The following is a 21427-nucleotide window of genomic DNA, read 5'->3' as shown; positions in this document are numbered from 1 at the left end:
GACGATGAAATTCTGATCCGGCAAGGCATCAAGCACTACATGAACTGGGAACAAGAGGGGTTCTCCATCGTCGGGGAAGCGGCGAACGGACGGGAAGCGCTGGAAATGATCGAGGCGTGCAGGCCGGACATCGTCATCACCGACATCGTCATGCCGGTGATGGACGGCGAAGAGCTGACGAAGGTCGTCAAAACGCGCTATCCGGATATCGAAGTGGTCGTGCTCAGCAGCTTCGGCGAGTTCGAGTATGTCCGATCCACGTTCCAGAGCGGGGTCGCGGACTATATGTTGAAGCCGAAGCTGGAGCCTCGGGAACTGCTGCAAGTGCTGAACAAGGCAGCTGGCAGAACGGGGCTGCGGCCGAACGCCGCCCGCGAGGCGAAGGCGTCCGCCGCCGCAGCGGAACGGCTGCTCGAGAAAATCACGGCCGGATTCGAACTCGGCGGCGAAGCGGACCGCGCCGACATCCGCGCGTCGTTCCCGCATCCCGTCTTCCGCTTGCTGGCCGTGACCGCGAAGGATATCTCCGAAGCAGCAGCCGCCGCGCTCCAATCGATGGTTGGAAAGCGGTTTCCCGGCGCCGTCTGCCTGCCGTTCCCGGCCGGCCGCGGTCTGACGGGCTTTCTGCTGAACGGGAACGCGGACCTGCAAACGCAAGCGCCGCTGGACGGTCTCGCCGCGCAATGGGCGGACGCATTCGGCCAAGCCGGAACGCTGCTCATCAGCCGGCCCTATGAGGACTTCATGCGGACGGGGGACGTGCTGCGGGAGCAGATTCATCCGCTGGCGCGCCGGGCCTTCTACCGTCCCGACGCCCGCTGGCTGACGTTCGCGGAAGATGCGGCTCCGCCGCTGACGGTGGAAGCGTTCAACCTCAACCAGTTCACGGAAGCGTTCAAGCTGATGCAGTTCGGCGAGGCGTTCGGCGGGCTGCGCCGGCATGTGGAGAAGCTGCGCGCCGCCGGCGGCATGGACGTCGAGGAGTTCAAGTCTTTCCTGAACAACATGATCTTCACGATCACCGTCCTGACGGAGAACATGGGCTTCGACGCGCAAGGGCTGGACAAGGAGAAATTCCGCTATTTCGACGCCATCCAACAGGCGCGGAACGCGGAAGAGGCGGCCGGCATCCTCCACGCGTTCACGGCGGAAGCGGAAAGGCGGCTGGCGGATTCCGCCCGGAACGCCGCGCGGGACAACATGAAGAAACTGCTGGACTACATCGAACAGAACTATGCGGAACCGCTCAGCCTGAAGGAAGTCGCGAAACATTTTCACTTCAACCCGTCGTACCTGTCCAGCTGGTTCTCCGCCCGCAGCGGCGAAGGATTCGTCGAATATGTCAACAAGATCCGGATCCATAAGGCGGCGGAGATGCTCCGCACCGGGTCCGGCTCCATTGCGGAGATCGGCGCGAAGGTGGGCTTCCCGGATCACAGCTATTTCTGCAAGGTGTTCAAGAAATTCACCGGCCGCTCCCCGAGCGAGTACCGCAGGATGACGGCCGGAACCGCCAGGGAGTAAGTCATGCGAAAATGGCTCAACCGTTTTCAGATCAACGGCCTCTTCATCAAACTTTTTCTCGTCACCGTCATCAGCATCGCCGCCGTATCCGTGCTCGTCACCTGGTCGACGATCCGGCTGTCCGAGCGGCTGTTCATCGACACGTTCAGCATCATCAACTCCAAGGTGCTCAGCCAGATCAACTCCGGCTTCCAGTCCCTCAACACCGCCATCGTGACCGCCTCCAACAACATGCTGCAGAGCGGTTCGGTCAAGCAGTATCTGACCGAATCGGACGGCGACTCGCTGACGATGGCGAAGTCTTACTACAATATGCGCAAGCAGATGGACCAGATCGCGACGGCCATCGAAACGTACGAGACGGCGATCATCGTCAAGGGCATCAACGGCCGCACGTACATGACGAACCGGCTGATCTGGCCGATCGCCGAAGCGGACATCGACCGCCATCCGGTCACGCTCGCGGCGCATGAAGATCCGAAGCGGCTCCTGTATCTGGCCGATTTTCGGGAGGCGGATGGAGCGGAGCCGGTCATCATCGCCGCGAAAGCCATGATGGAACGCTCGACGGGGTTCGTGTACGGAACCCTGTTCTTCGCCATGCGGGAAAGCGAGTTCAAGCAGCTCTATTCCAGCTATACCAGCGAAGGCAACGACATGGTGATCCTCGACCGGTCCGGCACGATTCTGTCCAGCAACCGCGGGGAGCTGATCGGACGGCAGGTGCCGGAGCTGCTGGGCATCGCGGAGGACATGCACGGGCACGGCCGGGATTACGCGAGCATGCACCTGTTCGGCCGGAACCAGATCGTGCTGGCCGAGTATCTGCCCTTCTATGATCTGTACATGGTCAATCTCATCGACAAGCAGTCCATCTTGAACACGCTCGTCGATACGCGCACGATCACCCTGATCGTCATCGGCATCGTGGCCGGCGCGCTGATCATCGTGTACATGATCTCCCGGCGGCTGACCCGCTCGCTGACGCGGCTGGTAAAGCAGATCTCGAACATTTCGAAATACGAATTCGGGCATTACGTCTCGGAGACGGGCAGCTACGAGACGCGCCAGCTGGCGCGGGCGTTCAACTTCATGCTGGACGAGCTCAAGGAGTACCTCGCGGAGCTGGACCAGGCCCAGCGGAAGAAGCGGAACGCGGAGCTCGCGGCGCTGCAGCGGCAGATCAATCCGCATTTCCTGTACAATACGCTGGCCTCCATCAAGATCATGGTGAAGCAGGGAAGCCGGGAGAAGGCGTCGGAGACGATCAACGCCCTGATCGCCCTGCTGCAGAACGCGATCGGCGACGTGAGCGAGACGATCACCGTCGAGCGGGACATCGAGCTTCTGCGGCATTACGCCCTCATCATGGAAGCCCGCAACGGGGACCGGATCAAGCTGCATGACTTCGTTGCCCCGGATTGCCGGGACGCGCTCGTGCCGAAGCTGATGATCCAGCCGTTCGTCGAGAACGCGTTCTTCCACGCGTTCAACCGAAAGGCGGAAGGATCGGTGTATGTGACGGTGTCGCGCAAGGGGAATACGCTCGTGTGCGAGATCGTCGACAACGGGGACGGCATGGAGCTTGACGGAGGCTGGCCGGAATCGAAAAGCAGATCCAGGGGCCACCTGTTCACGGGCATCGGCATGCGCAACGTGCACGAGCGGCTGACCCTGCTCTACGGCGAGCCTTACGGCGTGCAGATCCAAAGCCGCGCCGGCGAAGGGACGACGGTGCGGATCGAGCTGCCGTACCGGACGGCCAAAAATATTCCAAGCATCCAAAAATCGTCCTGATTTAAGGCCATGCCCGGCGCTGCGCAACACCCAAATAAAGCACAACCATTGGCAAAGATCGTTCTAACGACAGCGGCCGACACCGTGCTACGATTTTAATTGCGAAGCGGAAGCGCTTACAACATTTGCAATCAGGGGGATTCGCGGATGAAGAAATGGCTGACGGTTGTGCTGGCGGTCATGCTGCTGCTTTCGGCGTGCTCGTCGGGCGGCGGGAACAAGCAAGACTCGTCTTCCGGCGGCGGAAACGGCGGCGGTGACAACGGCGGAAGCGCATCGGGCGGAAAAGAAGCGGCGGAAATCACCATTTGGGCGTGGGACCCGAACTTCAACATCAAGGCGCTCAACATGGCGAAGGAGCGCTACAGCAAGATCAATCCCGACGTGAAGATCAACATCGTCGAGAACGCGCAGGCGGACATCATCCAGAAGCTGAACACCGGCCTCGGCTCGGGCACGACGACGGGCCTGCCGAACATCGTTCTGATCGAGGACTACCGGGCGCAAAGCTTCCTGAAGGCGTTTCCGGACATGTTCTACGAGCTGACGGACACGTTCAACGCGGCCGACTTCGCCGAGTACAAGGTCGGACCGACGAGCGTGGACGGACGCAACTACGGCCTGCCCTTCGACTCCGGCGTCACCGGGCTGTTCATCCGCACGGACTATCTGGCGGAAGCCGGCTACTCGGCGGATGACCTGCAGGCGCTGACCTGGAACGAGTTCATCGAGATCGGGAAGAAAGTAAAGGAAGCGACGGGCAAGGACATGCTGTCGATGGACCCGAACGATCTCGGCATCATCCGCGTCATGATCCAGACCGCGGGCAAGTGGTACCTGGACGAAAGCGGCGAGAAACCGTTCCTGGCCGGCAACGAAGCGCTGAAAGAAGCGTTCCGGCTGTACAAGGAAATGATGGAAGCCGATATCGTCAAGCCGAACGCCGACTGGAGCCAGTTCGTGGCCGCCTTCAACAGCGGGGACGTCGCGTCGGTGCCGACCGGCAACTGGATCAACGCCTCAATCAAGGCGGAGAGCTCCCAGGCGGGCAAATGGGCGGTCGTCCCGATCCCGCGGCTGGCCGGCCAGCCGGGCAGCGTGAACGCCTCCAACCTGGGCGGCAGCTCCTGGTACGTGCTGAACGTGCCGGGCAAAGAAGCCGCGGCGGACTTCCTCGCGAAGACGTTCGGTTCGGACGTGGAGTTTTATCAGCAGCTTGTGACGGAGATCGGGGCGATCGGCACCTACATCCCCGCTTCCACCGGCGAAGCTTACAGCGCGCCCGACCCGTTCTACAACGGGCAGAAGACGATCGCCGACTTCGCGAAATGGACGGAGGACATTCCGCGGGTCAACTTCGGCGCCCACACCTATGTAATCGAGGACATCCTGGTCGTGGAAATGCAGAACTACCTGAACGGCAAGCCGCTTGACGACGCGCTGAATGACGCGCAGAAACAGGCGGAAGCGCAAGTCCGTTAACGATCGACTATCAGAACGCGCACGCGGAATCGCCTTGGATGGCAGCATCCAGGGCGTTTCCGTCTCGGCCGGGAAAGGAGTTTGCATAACGGTGTCTATTCGGATGCGGACCCGGGTTACGGGCTGGTGTTTCGTCATCGCGGCGGTGGTGCTGATCTGCCTGTTCTATTTCTATCCGATGATCCAGGCGTTCAATCTGTCCCTGAAATCCGGGGTCGGCACGAACCTGCATTACGTCGGATTCGAGAACTACAAGCGCCTGTTCACCGACTCGAACTTCATCACGGCGGTGACCAACACGTTCATCTATCTGATCGTGCAAGTGCCGATCATGATCATCCTCGCGCTGCTGCTGTCGGTGATGCTGAACAGCGACAAGCTGCGGCTCAAGGGGCTGTTCCGCACGGCCATTTTTCTCCCGTGTGTCACGTCCCTGGTCGCCTACTCGGTCATCTTCAAATATCTGTTCGCGAACGACGGCCTGGTCAATCTGCTGCTGCTCAGACTGTCGATCATCGACCGGCCCATCGGCTGGATCACGGACCCGTTCTGGGCGAAGGTGACGATCATTCTGGCAATTACGTGGCGGTGGACCGGCTACAACATGATTTTCTATCTGTCGGCGCTGCAAAATATTGACCGTTCGATCTACGAAGCGGCGACGATCGACGGCGCTTCGGCGTTCGGAAAGTTCACGAAGATCACGATCCCGCTCCTCAAGCCGATCATCCTGTTCACGTCGATCATGTCGACGATCGGCACGCTGCAGCTGTTCGACGAAGTCATGAACATTACGAAGGGCGGACCGGGCAACGCGACGATGTCGATCTCCCAATACATTTACAACCTGTCGTTCAAGTACACGCCGGATTTCGGATATGCGGCGACCGTCTCCTATGCGATCGTCGTACTGATCGTCATCTTCTCGTACATGCAATTCAAAGTGGCAGGTGATCGGCGATGATCGCAAGGCGGGTGTTCATGTACCTTTTCCTGGGCGTGACCGCGTTTGTCTCGATTTTCCCGTTCCTCTGGATGGTGGTCAGCTCGACGAATCCTTCCGTGGAAGTGACGAAGGGCAGGCTGCTCCCCGGTGCCCACCTGTTCGTGAACCTGTCGAATCTGGTGGAGCAGATCGATCTCGTCCGGGCGCTCGCGAACTCGCTGGTCATTGCGCTGATCACGACCGGGCTGGCGCTCCTTATCGGCTCGCTGGCGGGCTACGGGTTTGAGATTTACAGGAGCCGGGCGAAGGACGCCGTGTTCAACATCCTGCTGCTGTCCATGATGATTCCGTTCGCCGCCCTGATGGTGCCGCTCTACCGGATGTTCGCCTGGCTCTCCGGGAAGATGCCGGTGATCGGCATCGACACGAAGGCGGCGGTCATCCTGCCGACGATGGCGACGGCGTTCCTGATCTTCTTCTTCCGGCAGAACACGAAGATGTTCGAGCGGGAGATGATCGAAGCCGGGCGCATCGACGGGCTCGGCGAGCTCGGCATCTTCCTGCGCATCTACGTGCCGACGATGCGGACGACCTACGCGGCGGCGGCGATCATCACGTTCATGTCGAGCTGGAACAACTATATGTGGCCGCTCGTCGTGCTGCAGTCGGACGCCAAGAAGACAATTCCGCTGCTCATCTCGAATCTCGGCTCCAGCTATTCGCCGGATTACGGCATGATCATGACCGCCATCGTGATCGCCACCCTGCCGACGGCGCTGGTGTTCTTCCTGATGCAGAAGCATTTCGTGGCGGGGATGCTCGGATCGGTGAAATAACGCGGCGATGGCCGGTCCGATCCGGCTGCGCCATGCCTGGGCCGACAAAGGAGGATGCTGCCGGCATCCTCCCCGCATATCTGGCCGCGAGGGCGCTGGCCCTCCGGCCATGTTCATGAAGAAGGAACCCGAACGGCTGACTGCCGTGCGGGTTCCTTCGACGTTTCATCGATGGTTGGTGCCCGGCGAATCGGTTCTGTATGTTCCCCGCAAACCGGGCGGTCTATCGGCCCCGCCATTGACACTGTGCTTATCCGTTATATAATGTACTTGTACAATATGTACACTTTCCGGGAAGTGAACGTTATTGGAGATCATTATCAGCAGCAATTCGAGCAAGCCCATCTATGAGCAAATCTCGAGTCAGATCAAAGCGATGGTCATGAGCGGAAAACTGCAGCCGGGCGATCCCATCCCGTCCATGCGTGCTCTCGCCAAAATAATCCATGTCAGCGTCATTACCGTGCAGAAGGCCTATGAAGAATTGCAGCGTGAAGGGTTTATCGAAACGACCGTGGGCCGGGGAAGCTTTATATCCGCGCATCATCGCGACGTCATTCAGGAAGAACACCAGAGAAGAATGGAAGAGCATTTGCGGTTGGCTGTGGAAGCCGCGCGCATGAGCGGAACCACTTTGGAAGAACTGATCCGATTGTTGGAGATGTGCTACAAGGAGGACGGCCAGTGATCTACAGTTTGGAAGTCAGCAATTTGTCGAAGCGTTATCCCGGAGCAACGTTCAGCCTGGACAATGTATCGTTTGCCGTTCCGCAAGGAAGCATCATGGGATTTGTCGGGGAAAACGGCGCAGGGAAAACGACCACGATCAACTGCATCCTCAATACGCTCAAACCGGACAGCGGCGTGATCAAAATTTTCGGCGAGGAAATGACGGAGGCCCGAACGGACATCCGGAACCATATCGGCGTTGTGTTTGATGCCATCAATTTTCCCGAGACGCTCACGGCCAACAGGCTGGCATCGGTGTTCAAAGCTATTTATCATCATTGGGACAGCGACCTCTTCCAGCAACTGATCGACAGGCTGAAGGTGCCGGCCGATGTCCGGATCAAAGATCTGTCCCGGGGCATGACGATGAAGCTGGCCACGGCGGCGGCTTTTTCCCATGGCGCCAGGCTGTTGATATTGGATGAGCCCACTTCCGGACTTGATCCTGTCGTCAGGGAAGAGATGCTGGATCTGTTCCTGGAGTTCGTGGAAAATGAAGAGCATTCGATTCTCATGTCCTCGCATATTACGAGTGATCTGGAGAAAGTCGCGGATTACATCACCTTTATTCACAACGGCAAAATCATGCTGACGGAAGAGAAGGATGCGCTGTTATACCAATACGGCATTGCCCGCTGCAGGTCGGAGCAGTTTCAAGCTCTCGACAAATCGGAATATCTTGCAGCCCGGAAGAGAGGATTGCAGATCGACGTCTTGGTCCCGGATAAACAAAGGTTCTCCGGTCAACACCGGGACGTCACCGTCGATAACGCCACCATTGACGAAATCATGGTCTTGCTGGTCAAGGGGGATCAGTAGATGCGGGGACTTGTCCGAAACAACATTTACTCCATGGCAAGCAACATCCAACTGTCCTTCATCATCGCGGCGGTGATGGCCCTCGTGCCGATCGTCTTCCGGGAAGACATGCTGCTTTCGATGATATTGGCCGTGCAAATTTTCATTTTTGTCGTCAATACGGGCACCTCGCTGCGGGTCGATGAAACGTCCAAATGGAGCAAATTTGAACTGACGCTGCCGGTCCGCCGCCACACCATTGTCAGGGCCAAGTATGTCACTTTCGTCCTCCTCATTCTCATGGGGATCTTGACGAGTCTGCTTACCCTTGCGGTATGTAGCGCTCTGGGCATGTCGATTGATCCCGTGATGGTCACATACAGTTACGGATTCGGACTGACCCTGGCGATCACCTCGACGGCCCTCATGTATCCCGTCATGCTGAAGATCGGTACGGAGAAAAACGAGATGATCGTGTTCTTTTCCGGGTTTGCCGCGGTGGGGATCATGCTGCTGCTCGCCGCAATTCTGGCGCCGTTCACGGAAGGCATGCAGATCCGTCATCCGCTGGTCGGCACCGTGTCAACTTGTACGGCCATCGTGCTGTTCATCATCTCCTACTTCGTTTCCGTTCGCATTCACCGAAAGAAAGAGTTCAGGTAATAACGCCAAGGGGCTGACTTGAACATCAGCCCCTGCAGTTATGTCGATATGGCCGAACAAGGCGCCGAAAGTCCGCCTTCCTTCACCCGCACCGCGATCGCGATGAAGCTGAGGAATTGGTCCACGCCCCGGCTGAAGAACTTCTGATCGTCCAGCCCGTACTCGTGCCCGCAGTCGAACCACTCCTGCCACGGCTGTTCGAATTGCCGGTCTCGTATACCTCGATTTCGATCCGGTCTTCGCAGCCCTGCGCGATATGGTTCCGCCACCAGTTGCCGTCATGGAAGGTCGAGATGTCATCTCCCAACCACTCGACGAGCAGCTCGGGCGCGTCGCCCTCAAACTCCCGCTTCAGGCCGGGAACGAGAAGCAGCGCCCGTCCGCCCGGCCGGATGAGCGGCAGCATCTTCTCCGCGAAAAACCGCTCTTGGCATCCGTAGTAATGATAGGAATCCATGCTGACAATCACATCGAAGAAATCTTCGGGGAACGGCAGATCGCGGGCGTCGGCGTGCAGCGGAATGATTTTCCGCTCCTCGCCCCATTCCCGGATCCGCTTCCAGTTCTCCGTCGCGGGAATCCACAGATCGACCGCGAAGATCTGCTCCGCCCCCGTCTCCCGCGCCAGGAACAGCGAGGTCAGTCCCGTCCCGCATCCGAGATCCAGCACGCGGCCTCCCCTGATCGGGTGATTCTCCAGCATTTCTTCCAACAGACGGACCGCGTTCGGCCCCATCAACAGTTCCTTCGTAAACAAATGCTTGTAGCGGTCGGCTCTCACGGCGGTCAGTTCCTTTCCTTCTATCTCTTGTTTCTTGACGGCTTGCCGACGACCCGGCCATCGACCGGTTCCCGATCTTTCCGAACCGGTTCGGCCATGCAGGAACAGCCGTCGCTCAACCGCGCCCGCCTTCCCATTTCACTTTACACCGACCGCTTTTTCCATGACCACGCCTTATTCGCCTATAATCAAACATTACCTCCATTTCAGAAGAAACCCGACATCTGTTGATGAGGGTGATGTCCGCTTCGCCGTCCCGCAGGCTTTTCTGCAGGGTGAGGACGGCCGGGATGCCCGCGTAACCGGCTCCCAGCACCACGATCTTCTTCGGCTCTGCCATTCGGGATCACTCCATTCTTGTCATCATCTGATTGTGAAATAATTCACATATCATCCGTCAAAAAAATTTCACAATCTTCTTACCCACACTATACCACTTCACAGCCAAATATTGAATACCCAATTTTCTGACGATTCAGCAGACGCCTCATACCCGCTCCAACGGACGAAAAGGCGGCGGCGGAAGTTCCACGCGAATCCGGTCCCCTGCCCGCACCTCTCCCCCGTTCAGCACGATGGACATGACACCGGCTTTGCGGATGAGGCTGCCGTTCTCGTCCCGGACCAACACCCGGCTGAGCAACCCTTTCCGGAAATCGTCGATCTGGGCGCACGGGTTGCGAAGTCCCGTGATCTCGACGACCGCTTGTTCGCCGATGTGCAGCCGGGTTCCCGTCGGCAGGCGAAGCAGATCAATTCCCCGGGGCGTGATGTTCTCGCCGAGCTGCCCGGGTTCGACGTGATAGCCGTCTTCACACACTTCGTCGAACAGCTCCGCGTGGATGAGGTGCACCTGGCGCAGGTTCGGCTGGTTCGGATTTTGCGCGACCCGCGAGCGATGCTTGACCGTCGTGCCCATATGGGCGTCGCCCTCCACCCCCAAACCGGCCAGCAGCGTGATCGATTCCACCACCGGCTTGCTGAAGGTATGGGTTGCGCCGCGGCTGACCGACACCACCACGCCAACCCGGGATGCGAGGTCATGCATCATGCATCCATCTCCTTCAATACATCGTTATATTTGTACGCAGGCGCGGCGATAACGGTGCTCCTGCTGTTCATGAAGCAGAAGCTTTCGGCTTCCGGTATCCGCTCACACCTTCTCTGATTTTCAGCTGCATACAGTTTCGCACAAAATGGAAAATATTTTAATCCACATTTCCCGATCACATGACGCGTTGCCCGCGATGATACGTTTTGGCCGCGGGCGCTTCATAGTTCGCGAACTGATCCAGAATCCCTTCGGGCGTTTCGTCCGTGATGACCATCGCGCGATATTCGGGCTTCATGAACCGCTCGCGCTCCATCGTGTCAAACATGGCGAGCAGCGGATCGAAATAATGACGGATGTTGAACAGGCCGCACGGCTTTCGATGCAGACCGAGCTGCCCCCAGGTGAAAACTTCGAAATATTCCTCAAGCGTGCCCGGACCGCCGGGAAGCGCGATGAATCCGTCCGCCAGCTCGGCCATTTTCGCTTTCCGTTCGTGCATGGAATCCACCATGATGAGCTCGGTCAGACCGTGATGGGCGATCTCCCGGTCCCGCAAAAAATAAGGAAGCACCCCGATCACTTTGCCGCCCCGTTCCAGCACGGCATCCGCAACCGCTCCCATCAGACCGACGTTGGCTCCGCCATAGATCAGGGTGATCCGGCGTCTTGCCAGCTCATGCCCCAGCCTGATCGCGCCTTCCCTGTAATCCGAAGACGCCCCTTCGCTGGAGCCGCAGAATACGGCGATCGATTTCATGGAATCCTCACTCCTCGCAAAAATGAAGTAAAATAAAACATGGGACAAGTTTATGCGCAAGGGAGACCCGATAACATGCAAATATCCATCAAAAAATGCTCGTCCGATGATGTGCGCGAAATTCAGGAACTCGGCAGGCAGACGTATTTCGAAACATTCCAGGGCACGACTTCACCGGAAAACATGAACGCCTATCTGGAAAAAGCGTTCGACCGCAAGCAGCTGGAGAACGAATGGGCCAACCCTTCGTCGCAATTCTTCCTCCTTCATGTGAACGGTGAAGCGGCCGCCTATTTGAAAATCAACGTCGATGACGCCCAGACGGAACCGATGGGCGGCGAGTCGCTGGAGATTGAGCGCCTGTATGTGAAGAAGCCGTTCCAGAAACACGGACTCGGCAAAATCCTGTTCCATCATGCCGTGGATCTTGCCAGAGAGCTGCGGAAAAAGAAAGTTTGGCTGGGCGTATGGGAGCACAACGACAACGCCCTTGCCTTCTACAAGAAGATGGGGCTTGTGCAGACGGGAAGCCACCCCTTCGTCATGGGCGACGATGAGCAGACGGACCTCATCATGACCAAGACGCTGGCGTGATCCCGTCCGTCACGGCAGCCGCTCGAGAAACCGGCCGGCCGCCAGGGAAAGCGGCACATCCCGCAGCGTGACGAGGCCGACCCGGCGCGGCGGCAACGGCACATCCACCCGGACTTCGTACAGCGCCCCCTTGTTCAGCTCCTCGGCGACGAACTCGCGGATAACGCAGGCGACGCCGAGCCCGATGCGGGCGAACTGGACGAGCAGGTCGATGCTGCCGAGCTCGAATTCCGGCTGGATTGCGACACCTTGCTTCCTGGCGAACCGGTCGATGTACCCGCGGATATTGCTTCCCTGCTCCAGCAGAATGAGCGGATGGCGGACAAGCTCCTCCCATGAGACGGTCCGCTCCGCGAGCTCCCTGAACGCCTCGCCGGCCACAAAGCAGTCGTGCAGCGGAATGCTCTCGCGGATGACGAGCTGGCTGTCCTTGACGGGAAGGTTGACGATGCCGAAGTCGATCCGCCCTTCCTTCAGCAGCGCGATCGTCTCCCGGGTCGTCCGGTTCGTCACCTGGATTTTCACCGCCGGATGCTCCCGGTGGAACGACTCGAGATGCGGCAGCAGGTAATGCCGGCACAGCGTATCCCCCGCGCCGATCTTCACTTCCCCCGCGATGAGCTCGCGCATTTCCGCAATTTTCTTCTCCCCGTTCTCAAGAAAATGGAAGGCCTGGGAGACGAACTTGTGCAGCACTTCCCCCTCGGACGTCAGCCGGACCCCCGCCGCCGTTCGGTAGAAAAGCGGCCCGCCAAGACGTTCTTCCAGCCGCCGGACGGCATGGCTGACCGCCGGCTGCGTGACGCTCAGCTTCTCGGCCGCCTTCGAGAAGCTGCCGGTTTGCGCCACGGCGAGAAAGGCGCGGTACCCCTCGAAATTGTCGACCATATTATAAACACACCTCATATTCATGAATACGAATATCAATTCAGTTTATATCATGGATGTGAAGTATTATACCGGATTCCGGAACAACAGGAAAGAGATCCGGGTGCCATTTCGCTTACGTCGATTGTCGGAGCGTTGCGGAGGGACGGGGGCGGTCCCCGATCGCGGACGCGCGCAAGTCCGGGGACCTTCCGGTGCAGGCGCAGGCCTGTGCCCCCTCTTGACATGTTGCTTTTCGGAAACCTATGATAAAGATATTATAAGTGACCATTTGGTCACATAAAAAGACAAGCGGACTTGTTTCTCGCCCACCGGCATACAAATCTAACCAACTGCTTTGTTGCTCATAGAGGAGTCTCCCCTGGGGGGATTATTCAATTTTGTAGCCGACCCCCCATACGGTCTTGATATATTTCGGGTTGTCCGCCGTATCCCCCATTTTTTCGCGCAGATGGCGGATGTGGACGGTGATCGTGTTGTTGCTTTTGCTGTAATACTCGTCCTTCCAGATTGCATGGAACAGTTCCTCGGCGCTCACCACGCTGCCTTTCCGTTCCAGCAGGATGCGGAGGATGGCGAACTCGGTGGGGGTCAGGACGAGCGGTTTTTCAAAATTTTCACTCCTTTCAGCTTTTTCCTATAGTTAGACGCTGAGTATGTGATCCGAGTTGCTCGCTGATCATGTGTTCGAGATCGGCTCGCCGTCAGTCCGGTTCTTCAATGCGCAATCCCAAGATAAAAGTAGAAAAAAAGAAATTCCCGAGTTATCGAGAATCATCATTCGACATCTCACTTGCGGCTTATCACAATGATAACGATGCCATTAATCAACACATAGCCGATCATCACACACCACAGAATACTGATAGAGACCTCCTCTACCCCCAAAAAGTTAAGGATGCTGAGCGCAATAAAAAGCACCCCCAGCAAAATATGCGATGATATGAAGCAAAACTTCAACACATGCTTATCCGTTCCTTCATTGGAATTGGGGAAGGCACCGCGGGTCATGCGAACTTTGATCACATTGATCCCAGCCAAAATAAGCGCGGCAGTCAATGCCCCCAGCAAAACACTCCAATTCACCTCATTTTGGATTACGTAAATCAAGGCTAATCCCAATAATGCACCGATCAAAACATTACTTGCTCTGAAAGCCAAATTCCATTTGTCTGATTGCTTATTCACTTCGCTCCCTCATTTCAATAATGAATCACTAACTAGTTTCCCCTGAAAAAGTCGGCTGTTTTAAGCAAAATAAAAGGAATTCATCTCCTCCATGTGGAAATAGGAAGTTGCCGAGACAACCTATCCCAAGAGGCGAATTCCTTTGTCTTAATAGTTCAACATCGCCCCTTGGGAATCCTTCCTTGAGGTGAAGAAAATTGTTGAAACTTCGCGACGAACAATTAACCCTGTGGGATACGATTCTTCCAGAAGAAATACGGAAACTGCCTGCCGAATTGGCGATCATCGATGAACTGTTGGACGACGAAAGCTTCCTGCAGCCGTTTATGGAAAAGCATCCAACCAAGACGAAGATGGGCCGTCCCACCTACCCCATCGAGAAATACTTGCGCCTCATGGTGCTCAAACGCAAGTATAACCTGGGATACGAGTCCTTGATCAAAGAAGTCGGCGACAGCATCACTTGGCGCCTGTTCTGCCGAATCGCGATCGATGAACCGATGCCGGATCCTTCGACGCTCATCTACGCCCGCAAACGCTACGGCGACGAAGTCGTCGAACAGTTGAACGAAGCGCTCCTGCACAAGCTGAAGGAAAAGGCGGTGCTGAAGCATCGCAAATTGCGCACCGATACGACGGTCGTGGAGTCCGACATTCACCACCCCACAGACGCAACCTTGCTGCAGGACGGCGTCAAAGTCATCACCCACCTGGTGCGGAAGATCCGCCAAGTCGCTTCCCATGCCGCGCAAGGCTTTGAAGACCGTACCGCCGAGATCAAGGAGAAGATTCTGTCCATCGCTAAGGTACTTCGCCGCCGCAGCCGGGAGTCTTGGGAAGAAGTCGACCGGATCACCGAAAGCGTCATCGAAGTGACGGAAGCCGTGGTCGAGCAAGCAAACGCGGTTGTCGCAAAAATACGGGAGACCGGCAAACGGATGGCGCAACAGAGCAAAGGGCGGCTTCAAACAGCCATCACGCTGACCGGCCAACTGATCCGCCAAGCCAAGCAAGTCGTATCGGGGACGCGGGTCATCCCGGATCGCATCGTCAGCTTTTTCGATCCGGAAGCCCGGCCGATCAAGAAAGGCAAGTTAGCCAAAGGAACGGAGTTCGGGTATAAAGTCCGGATTGACGAAACGGAGAGCGGCTTCATTACCGGATATGCCGTGTACAATGGCAACCCGGCGGACGATGAACTGCTCATTCCGGCGGTCAAAGCCCACATCGAAACATTCGGCGTCGCCCCAACAGCTGTCGCGACGGATCGCGGTTTTTCCAGCAAGAAAAACGAATCGGCAGTGACGGCGCTCGGCGTCAAACGGGCCAGCTTACCCCGAAAGGGCAAGAAAGGCCAGGCGAGAACGGAACATGAAAACCAACCTTGGTTCAAAGACTTGCAGCGCTACCGTGCAGCAGGAGAGGCCAGGATCAGCCTCCTCAAGCGAAAGTACGGTTTAGGCCGCAGCAGGTACCGGGGCCTTGTCGGCTCAAAAAGCTGGGTCGGGTTCGGAATCCTGACCCACAACCTGGACAGAGCGGCCAAAATGCTCGCGAAGGCAGCAAAATAAGGAAGAATAAGGTAAATGGGCAGTCCTGAAAAAGGATGGGGATGAGGTGATGTTCACGATCGGACTTTTTCAGGAGCAACTAACTACAGTCGCGAGCAAGATGAAGCCTTATACCTTATATGACCGACTCATCTTTCAAGTTCGCCGGTTTATTCCATCCGCAAGCTCTTCCGTCTCTGCAACCAGCTCCCGCAGCATCTCGACGGCGATGGCGGAACTTTTCTGATCCGTGCCGAGCAGCGCGATGATCGTATCGATCCGCTGCTTGTAATGACGGGGCTTGACGCGAAATCCCTCGATCATGCGCACCGCCTTCTTCTCATGGATGCAGTAGGATTCATTCAGGGCGAAAGAGCGGAAATCGAACGAAAGACATGCCCCGCAACATAGCAAATGTCGTCTTTGTCCACCGTTTTCTCCGCCAGCAGCAGCGAGAACGAGGCTTCAAACCGGAAATAGCCGGTGATCGCGTCTTTGACGGCTTTGGGGTAGGGGGACGTTTTCGCTTTGAGCGCTGCGATCCGCCCCGTCGGGTCGGACAGGATTTGGCAGACGGCGATTTCCCCCATGTACATGACATTGAGGTACGCGTGCGGATGGCCCGCCTGGTAATGGGACGTGACTTTGCCATGCAGACATTCGTCGATCACCCCGGCCACCCGGTGAATGTCGCGGAAAATAAAGTCCACGTGATACCCCTGCACCACCAGCCAGCCGCCGCCGTTCACCCACGGTCCCCATTGCCCCGGCGCGAAAATCAAATTTTCCCGGTGCTCGTCATCCCATTTCGCCGCGATTTTGCTGATGCCCTCAAGATCAAAGCCCGCGGATTCATCATAGTAAATGCCGATATCGACATCGGAAGTCCCGTGATGTGTGCCCCTGGCTCTGGACCCGCCCAGCACAACCCCCGCGACGCCGGATACGCCCTGCAGCTCTTGGCTGATTTGCTCGATCAACTTCTGTACGGTCATGATGCCATCAACTCCGATCCCGACTTCCATCTCTGGAATTTAAGACGCTCGGCTGACGATTTGGGTTGCTGGTTTCACCGGGAAAGTTTGGTTATAAACAATGAACATATCGGGTTAAGCGGTGCTTCCGCTCTCCATATTTGAATCGAAAATCAATCTTACTTAAAGTAGTTTTCCATCAGTATTACAGAATCCGAACCGATCTGGAGGCCGATGTATTCTACGTCTTTTAGTTTAAATTTTTTGTAATCCTTGATGCCAAGATAAATCTCATCATCGGCATCAATTACGGGATTATAAAACGCCCTCCAATCACCAGCATATTCCCTCATACTGGTGTTCTCGGGGCGCATTTTCAGCGGTTGTCCCGATTGAAGGAGATAAAGCGGTGTTCCCAATGTGCCCTTTTTTGTTGAAATGATTCGGAAATAATCTTTTCCGTTAAACGTAACTCGATCAATTCGAGAGATCGTGATGTTACCAATGGCGAGCGGCCAGTCCGTTTCTTTGACAAAACGAACGGTTTTGTGATGCATTCCAAAATCCGGACTATTGTAGTCCCAAATTTTCAAAACATCATCTGCGCTTTTCCCATTAAAGTATTTGAGATACGGGTCAATCTTGACCTTTTCTGTCACTTCTTCCAAGGCCGGAACGTTTTTGTGACCGATCCACACATACCGGCTCAGGGAATCCCACTCCACCGTTTCACCAAGTTGCTCAGAAACGAACCGGGTCGGCACCATCGTACGCCCTTTCGTCGCATAAGGTGCAGCAAGCAGCTCTTGTTTCTGTCCATTAACATACGCCGTCTTAGATCCAATCGTAATGGTTACCTTTCGATCCCCGCGTACGAAAGTAATGGTCTTCCAGTCCGGCGTGACATCCAGATTCGCGCCGAGTGCATTCGCAATGGCACGGAACGGTACAAAAACAACGTTATTCTTTACTTCCGGCTGCACATCGCTAGCAACTTGACGTGCATTGTAGAGTACCTTAATCGGCAGATCGAATTGACGGGGTGCCGGCTGATTAGCAGCTGCTGCGGCGCCAATCGAAAAGAGCGACAGCACGACAACAAGCCCGATTATAATCATTTTTCTTAACAAATTAGCCCCTCCTTGCTTTTCTGTATCTATAGGGTATCCGACCATTATCATACCTTTTATTACTAAAGAACGCGAATCTTCTTGCGTATCATTAGTAACACGTGACCAATTGTAGTCAGGGAGACCGAGATCACGCCATGAAAAAAACACCAACAAACGATTTTAGACTTAAACGTCATAACGCTAAACTTCGTCTCAATCGTTTGTTACGTGCTTCTGCCTTGAAATGCACTCCAGCGCCTGCTATGACACCTGTCATCTTCATCTGTTGATACCTGTGAATACCGTCGCGAAATGGCCCGTTCTACAATGAAACCGACAACTATGATGGAGTGAGGCATCGTGACGGTGGAGAAAAGCAACAACCGGATCCGTCTGCTGGACATCTTGCGCGGATTCGCCATCTTCGGAACATTGGGAACGAACATCTGGCTGTTCGCCCATTTGGGCGATCTGAACGCTTTGTTTTCCTACGGCGCCGAGTGGTGGACGTCGGTCGACGATTTTCTGAGATTGCTCGTGCTGTTTCTGGTTAACGGCAAATTTCTGGGGATGCTGACCATCCTGTTCGGCGTCGGGCTGGAGCTGAAATACCGCCAAGCCTTGCGAAAATCCGCCCCCTGGCCCGGCACGTACCTGTGGATCTGCCTCTTTCTGCTCATCGAAGGCTTCCTCCACTTCGCGCTGGTGATGGAGTACGACATCCTGATGAGCTACGCCGTCACCGCCGTCATCGTGTCGTTCATCGTCCGCGGCGGCGACAGGCGGATCAACCGGGTGCTGAAAATTCTCGCCGGCTTCCACGTCTCCGTGATGCTCGCGGTCCTCGCGGTCGACATCTACTTCAATCTGTCGGGGGCCAACGTGTCATTCGGCAGCATGGAATACGTCGCCGCCCTGTACCGGGAAGGTGCCTGGATGGAACAGGTCGTCTATCGCCTGTCCAATATGGTGCTGCTCCGGTTCGAAGCCTTGATGGTCATTCCCCTGAACATCATCCTGTTCCTGACGGGCATCCGGCTCATGCGCGCCGGCGCCTTCTCGCCCGATGAACGCGGCAGGCGCATCCGCCGCGTCATGCTCCGGATCGGCCTCGGCCTGGGGGTGCCCCTCAATCTGCTTCTCTTCGTGCCGAACGGAGGATTCGATCTGGGCATCCGCTACCTGTTCGCGCCGATCCTGTCGCTCGGGTACATGGCGATGATTGCGCGGCTGGTGGAGCGCAGCGAGCACCTCAAGGTATGGCGCTTCATGGAGGCAGCCGGTAAAATGTCATTGAGCTGCTATGTGCTGCAAAATCTGCTCGCTTCCTTCATCTTCTACGGCTGGGGCCTGGGATGGGGAGGCAGACTCGGCAGCTTGTCCGTGATCGGCGTCTGGCTTGCCGTCTGTCTGGCCGAAGCCGTGCTCGCCGCATGGTGGATCGACCGATGGAAACTCGGTCCCATGGAATGGACGCGAAAAGCTTTGCTCAAAATGGTCGCGGCGCGTTAGCGGCAAACCTTGCGGAGGCGTTTACCGGCATGAGCGGATTCCGGTTCAGAATTTACCCGGAGAGTCAAATCCAGCGTTATCTGATCATCGATATCTTCATTTGCGTCTTTCTGTTCTATCAGGTGCTTACAGCCGACAGTCCAGTCGGACGGTTCGGCACTTTCCTTTTGCTTGCGCTCTTTCTGGCCTTGTTCTATATGGGGCTGTGGTACAGAGGCCTGCGGCTGCTGCTGGTCGTGGCGGCCGGATGCGGGCTGATGACGGTGTTCGCCGTCTTCTACAACCCGTGGATCCTGCTCTTCGCGACCGTCTTCGCCGACTTTCTCGGCCGGGTCCGCTCCGGATCACATCTCGCGGTCGGGATGGCCGCCATCTTCGCCATGTATCCGGTCACCAACTTCGTTCTGCACCGGGATGCGTTCCATTTTCTCCATACGGCCCATCTGCCCTTTCTGATCGTGCAGCTGGCCATTCCGTTCGTCGTGCGCATCCTGGAAAAATCCGAATCGCTCAAGCACGAACTGGCCTCCGCCAACGAACGCATCGCACTCTACGCACAAGAAGAAGAACGCCACCGGCTGGCCCGGGACCTGCACGACACGCTGGGACAGACGCTGACCATGATCAAAGTCAAAAGCGAACTCGCCATGCGCATGATGGACAAACATCCGGAGCGGGCCAGACAGGAAATGCAGGAGGTGGTCCGCTCGTCCCGCCTCGCGCTCAAGCAGGTGCGCGATCTCGTCACGGACATGAAGTACGTGTCCCTGGATCAGGAGATCGAGCTCGGCCGTTCGCTGCTGGCCAGCGCGGGGATTCAGTTCGACTTCCGGAAAGCGGCGGACAGGCCGAACCTGACCAAAGTGACGGAAACGATGCTGGCCCTGGCCGTCCGGGAAAGTCTGACCAATGTCGTAAAGCACAGCCAGGCCAAACATTGCGCGGTTACGGAGCGGGTAGCCGACGGGTGGTACCGCCTGGACATCGAAGACGACGGCATCGGCCTGACGGACGATCCGACCGCGGAGGGCCACGGCCTTGCGGCCATTGAAGAGCGCATGCGCCTGCTTCAGGGAGAAGCCCGCATCGGCCCGTCGCCGGCCGGCGGCGTCAAAATATCGCTTGCCATTCCGTTGCAGCCCGCGGGGGAGGAAGCTTCATGATCTGCATCGTCATCGCCGAAGATCAACAGATGCTGCTCAGCGCCCTGGCGTCGCTCATCCAGCTGGAGGAAGACATCGAAGTGGTCGCCCAGGTCCCGGACGGACGCCAAGCATTGGACGCCATCCAGACCCACCGCCCCGACATCTGCCTGCTGGATATCGAGATGCCCGTCCTGAACGGTCTGGATGTGGCGGAGGCGGTCAAGCGGAAGCAGCTCGGCTGCAAGATCATGATCGTCACCACCTTTTCCCGGCCGGGCTATCTGCAGCGGGCGATGGAGCTGAAGGTGGACGGCTATCTGCTCAAGGACGAGCCCATCGAGTTTCTGGTGGACGCCATCCGGAAAGTCCATCGGGGACAGAGGGTCATCAGCCCCGACCTTGCCGCGTTTCTTTTCGAGAAGGAAGAAAATCCGCTGTCGGAGCGGGAACGCGAGGTGCTGCAGCTGGCGGCGGAAGGCAAGACGACGGACGAGATCGCGGGCTCCCTCTATCTGACGAAAGGAACGGTGCGCAACTATCTGTCGTCCGCGATTCAGAAGCTGGAGGCCCGGTCCAGGCACCAGGCGGTGAAGAAGGCGATGGACAAGGGGTGGCTCTAGACGCCGTCCGCTTCCCTGTAAGCGGACAGCCTCTCCTCCAATGTGCCGGTGTGCAATTCAAACAGATTGTTGTCGTAATCGTAGAAATAGATGGAGAGCCCTTCTCCCTTGATCCTTGGCCGGGGCGGCTTCATTTCGAGGTTCAGTGCTTGGATTTTGGCGAGACAGCGCTCCGCGTCTTCTTCCCGGATTTTAAACGCCACGTGGTGGTAGGTGCGGTTGACGATTTCATCGCTTTCCATGACGGCGATCCACTGTCCGCCGATGATGAAGAATTTTTCTTTATACAACGAATGGGTCTTGTCCCCGCTGCAATAGACTTCTTCGGCATCGAACAGTTCTTTGTACAATGCCGCCGTTCTGTTCAGATCCTTGACCACGAACGTGATATGGCTGATCCCCTCAATCAATGTTTTCCCTCCCCTCCCACGAAACCGAAGCATCAGCATTGATGCTGATTTTTTTTTTTTGCGGTGA

21 protein-coding genes and 2 pseudogenes are annotated in these 21427 nt (G+C 56.8%); 13 read left to right on the top strand and 10 right to left on the bottom strand.

Annotated elements, in window-relative coordinates:
* The first annotated feature begins 39 nt into the window (after positions 1 to 39).
* From THECO_RS01820 to THECO_RS01785, 8 genes are all read left to right on the top strand, one after another.
* A complete protein-coding gene (locus THECO_RS01820) occupies positions 40 to 1524 on the top strand; it encodes a response regulator transcription factor (protein WP_052835794.1) in 1485 nt (494 codons plus the stop codon).
* Positions 1525 to 1527: 3 nt separating this feature from the next.
* Entirely contained in the window at positions 1528 to 3321 is a 1794-nt protein-coding gene (locus THECO_RS01815) for a sensor histidine kinase (RefSeq protein WP_015253363.1), read from the top strand.
* Positions 3322 to 3468: 147 nt separating this feature from the next.
* The gene (locus THECO_RS01810; RefSeq protein ID WP_015253362.1) at positions 3469 to 4803 is read left to right on the top strand and encodes an ABC transporter substrate-binding protein; all 1335 of its coding nucleotides are present in this window, start codon (positions 3469 to 3471) and stop codon (positions 4801 to 4803) included.
* A 103-nt stretch (positions 4804 to 4906) separates the two neighbouring features.
* Entirely contained in the window at positions 4907 to 5767 is an 861-nt protein-coding gene (locus THECO_RS01805) for a carbohydrate ABC transporter permease (protein WP_198285785.1), read from the top strand.
* 17 nt (positions 5768 to 5784) lie between these two features.
* Positions 5785 to 6585, top strand: a complete 801-nt coding sequence (locus THECO_RS01800; protein ID WP_015253360.1) for a carbohydrate ABC transporter permease — start codon at positions 5785 to 5787, stop codon at positions 6583 to 6585.
* Between the two features lie 307 nt (positions 6586 to 6892).
* A complete protein-coding gene (locus THECO_RS01795; protein WP_015253359.1) occupies positions 6893 to 7273 on the top strand; it encodes a GntR family transcriptional regulator in 381 nt (126 codons plus the stop codon).
* Positions 7270 to 8133: an ABC transporter ATP-binding protein gene (locus tag THECO_RS01790; protein WP_015253358.1), complete on the top strand. Its 864-nt coding sequence runs from the start codon at positions 7270 to 7272 to the stop codon at positions 8131 to 8133. The genes THECO_RS01795 and THECO_RS01790 overlap by 4 nt, the downstream gene beginning before the upstream one ends.
* Entirely contained in the window at positions 8134 to 8775 is a 642-nt protein-coding gene (locus THECO_RS01785; protein ID WP_015253357.1) for an ABC-2 transporter permease, read from the top strand.
* Between the two features lie 82 nt (positions 8776 to 8857).
* On the opposite strand, the gene THECO_RS01780 is transcribed toward THECO_RS01785, so the two are convergent.
* The 4 genes from THECO_RS01780 to THECO_RS01765 all read right to left on the bottom strand — a co-directional run bounded on the left by THECO_RS01780 (position 8858) and on the right by THECO_RS01765 (position 11367).
* On the bottom strand, positions 8858 to 9556 hold the full coding sequence (locus tag THECO_RS01780; protein WP_015253356.1) for an SAM-dependent methyltransferase: 699 nt from the start codon (positions 9554 to 9556) through the stop codon (positions 8858 to 8860).
* Positions 9557 to 9671: 115 nt separating this feature from the next.
* A complete protein-coding gene (locus THECO_RS01775; protein WP_015253355.1) occupies positions 9672 to 9896 on the bottom strand; it encodes a hypothetical protein in 225 nt (74 codons plus the stop codon).
* A gap of 147 nt (positions 9897 to 10043) precedes the next feature.
* A complete protein-coding gene (locus THECO_RS01770; protein WP_015253354.1) occupies positions 10044 to 10607 on the bottom strand; it encodes an MOSC domain-containing protein in 564 nt (187 codons plus the stop codon).
* A gap of 175 nt (positions 10608 to 10782) precedes the next feature.
* A complete protein-coding gene (locus tag THECO_RS01765; RefSeq protein ID WP_015253353.1) occupies positions 10783 to 11367 on the bottom strand; it encodes an LOG family protein in 585 nt (194 codons plus the stop codon).
* A 75-nt stretch (positions 11368 to 11442) separates the two neighbouring features.
* On the opposite strand from THECO_RS01765, the gene THECO_RS01760 reads away from it, so the two are divergent.
* Positions 11443 to 11961, top strand: a complete 519-nt coding sequence (locus tag THECO_RS01760; RefSeq protein ID WP_015253352.1) for a GNAT family N-acetyltransferase — start codon at positions 11443 to 11445, stop codon at positions 11959 to 11961.
* 9 nt (positions 11962 to 11970) lie between these two features.
* Here THECO_RS01760 and THECO_RS01755 read toward each other — a convergent pair whose 3' ends face one another.
* The 3 genes and pseudogenes from THECO_RS01755 to THECO_RS01750 all read right to left on the bottom strand — a co-directional run bounded on the left by THECO_RS01755 (position 11971) and on the right by THECO_RS01750 (position 14037).
* Positions 11971 to 12849: a LysR family transcriptional regulator gene (locus tag THECO_RS01755; protein WP_015253351.1), complete on the bottom strand. Its 879-nt coding sequence runs from the start codon at positions 12847 to 12849 to the stop codon at positions 11971 to 11973.
* 370 nt (positions 12850 to 13219) lie between these two features.
* Positions 13220 to 13459, bottom strand: a pseudogene (locus THECO_RS20885) (winged helix-turn-helix domain-containing protein); the annotation flags it as partial.
* A gap of 179 nt (positions 13460 to 13638) precedes the next feature.
* Positions 13639 to 14037, bottom strand: a complete 399-nt coding sequence (locus THECO_RS01750) for a hypothetical protein (protein ID WP_015253350.1) — start codon at positions 14035 to 14037, stop codon at positions 13639 to 13641.
* Positions 14038 to 14234: 197 nt separating this feature from the next.
* On the opposite strand from THECO_RS01750, the gene THECO_RS01745 reads away from it, so the two are divergent.
* The gene (locus THECO_RS01745; protein WP_015253349.1) at positions 14235 to 15608 is read left to right on the top strand and encodes an ISNCY-like element ISTco5 family transposase; all 1374 of its coding nucleotides are present in this window, start codon (positions 14235 to 14237) and stop codon (positions 15606 to 15608) included.
* A 135-nt stretch (positions 15609 to 15743) separates the two neighbouring features.
* Here THECO_RS01745 and THECO_RS01740 read toward each other — a convergent pair.
* Positions 15744 to 16582: pseudogene (locus tag THECO_RS01740) on the bottom strand (nucleotidyltransferase domain-containing protein).
* A 158-nt stretch (positions 16583 to 16740) separates the two neighbouring features.
* Entirely contained in the window at positions 16741 to 17691 is a 951-nt protein-coding gene (locus THECO_RS01735; RefSeq protein WP_015253347.1) for a copper amine oxidase N-terminal domain-containing protein, read from the bottom strand.
* A gap of 348 nt (positions 17692 to 18039) precedes the next feature.
* Here THECO_RS01735 and THECO_RS01730 point away from each other — a divergent pair, with 348 nt between their 5' ends.
* From THECO_RS01730 to THECO_RS01720, 3 genes are read left to right on the top strand one after another with little or no spacing between them, the layout of a single operon-like run.
* On the top strand, positions 18040 to 19185 hold the full coding sequence (locus THECO_RS01730) for a DUF418 domain-containing protein (protein ID WP_041854065.1): 1146 nt from the start codon (positions 18040 to 18042) through the stop codon (positions 19183 to 19185).
* 29 nt (positions 19186 to 19214) lie between these two features.
* Positions 19215 to 20348: a sensor histidine kinase gene (locus tag THECO_RS01725; protein WP_015253345.1), complete on the top strand. Its 1134-nt coding sequence runs from the start codon at positions 19215 to 19217 to the stop codon at positions 20346 to 20348.
* Entirely contained in the window at positions 20345 to 20950 is a 606-nt protein-coding gene (locus THECO_RS01720; protein ID WP_015253344.1) for a response regulator transcription factor, read from the top strand. The genes THECO_RS01725 and THECO_RS01720 overlap by 4 nt, the downstream gene beginning before the upstream one ends.
* Here the strand turns inward: THECO_RS01720 and fosX are convergent.
* Positions 20947 to 21360 (bottom strand): FosX/FosE/FosI family fosfomycin resistance hydrolase, encoded by a 414-nt coding sequence (fosX, locus tag THECO_RS01715; RefSeq protein ID WP_015253343.1) that lies wholly within the window; start codon positions 21358 to 21360, stop codon positions 20947 to 20949. The two genes, THECO_RS01720 and fosX, sit on opposite strands and share 4 nt — an antisense overlap.
* Positions 21361 to 21427 lie beyond the last annotated feature (67 nt).

Source organism: Thermobacillus composti KWC4 (assembly GCF_000227705.2).
GTDB classification, from domain to species: Bacteria; Bacillota; Bacilli; order Paenibacillales; family Paenibacillaceae; genus Thermobacillus; species Thermobacillus xylanilyticus.
This window is presented reverse-complemented; position numbering and strand designations above follow the sequence as displayed.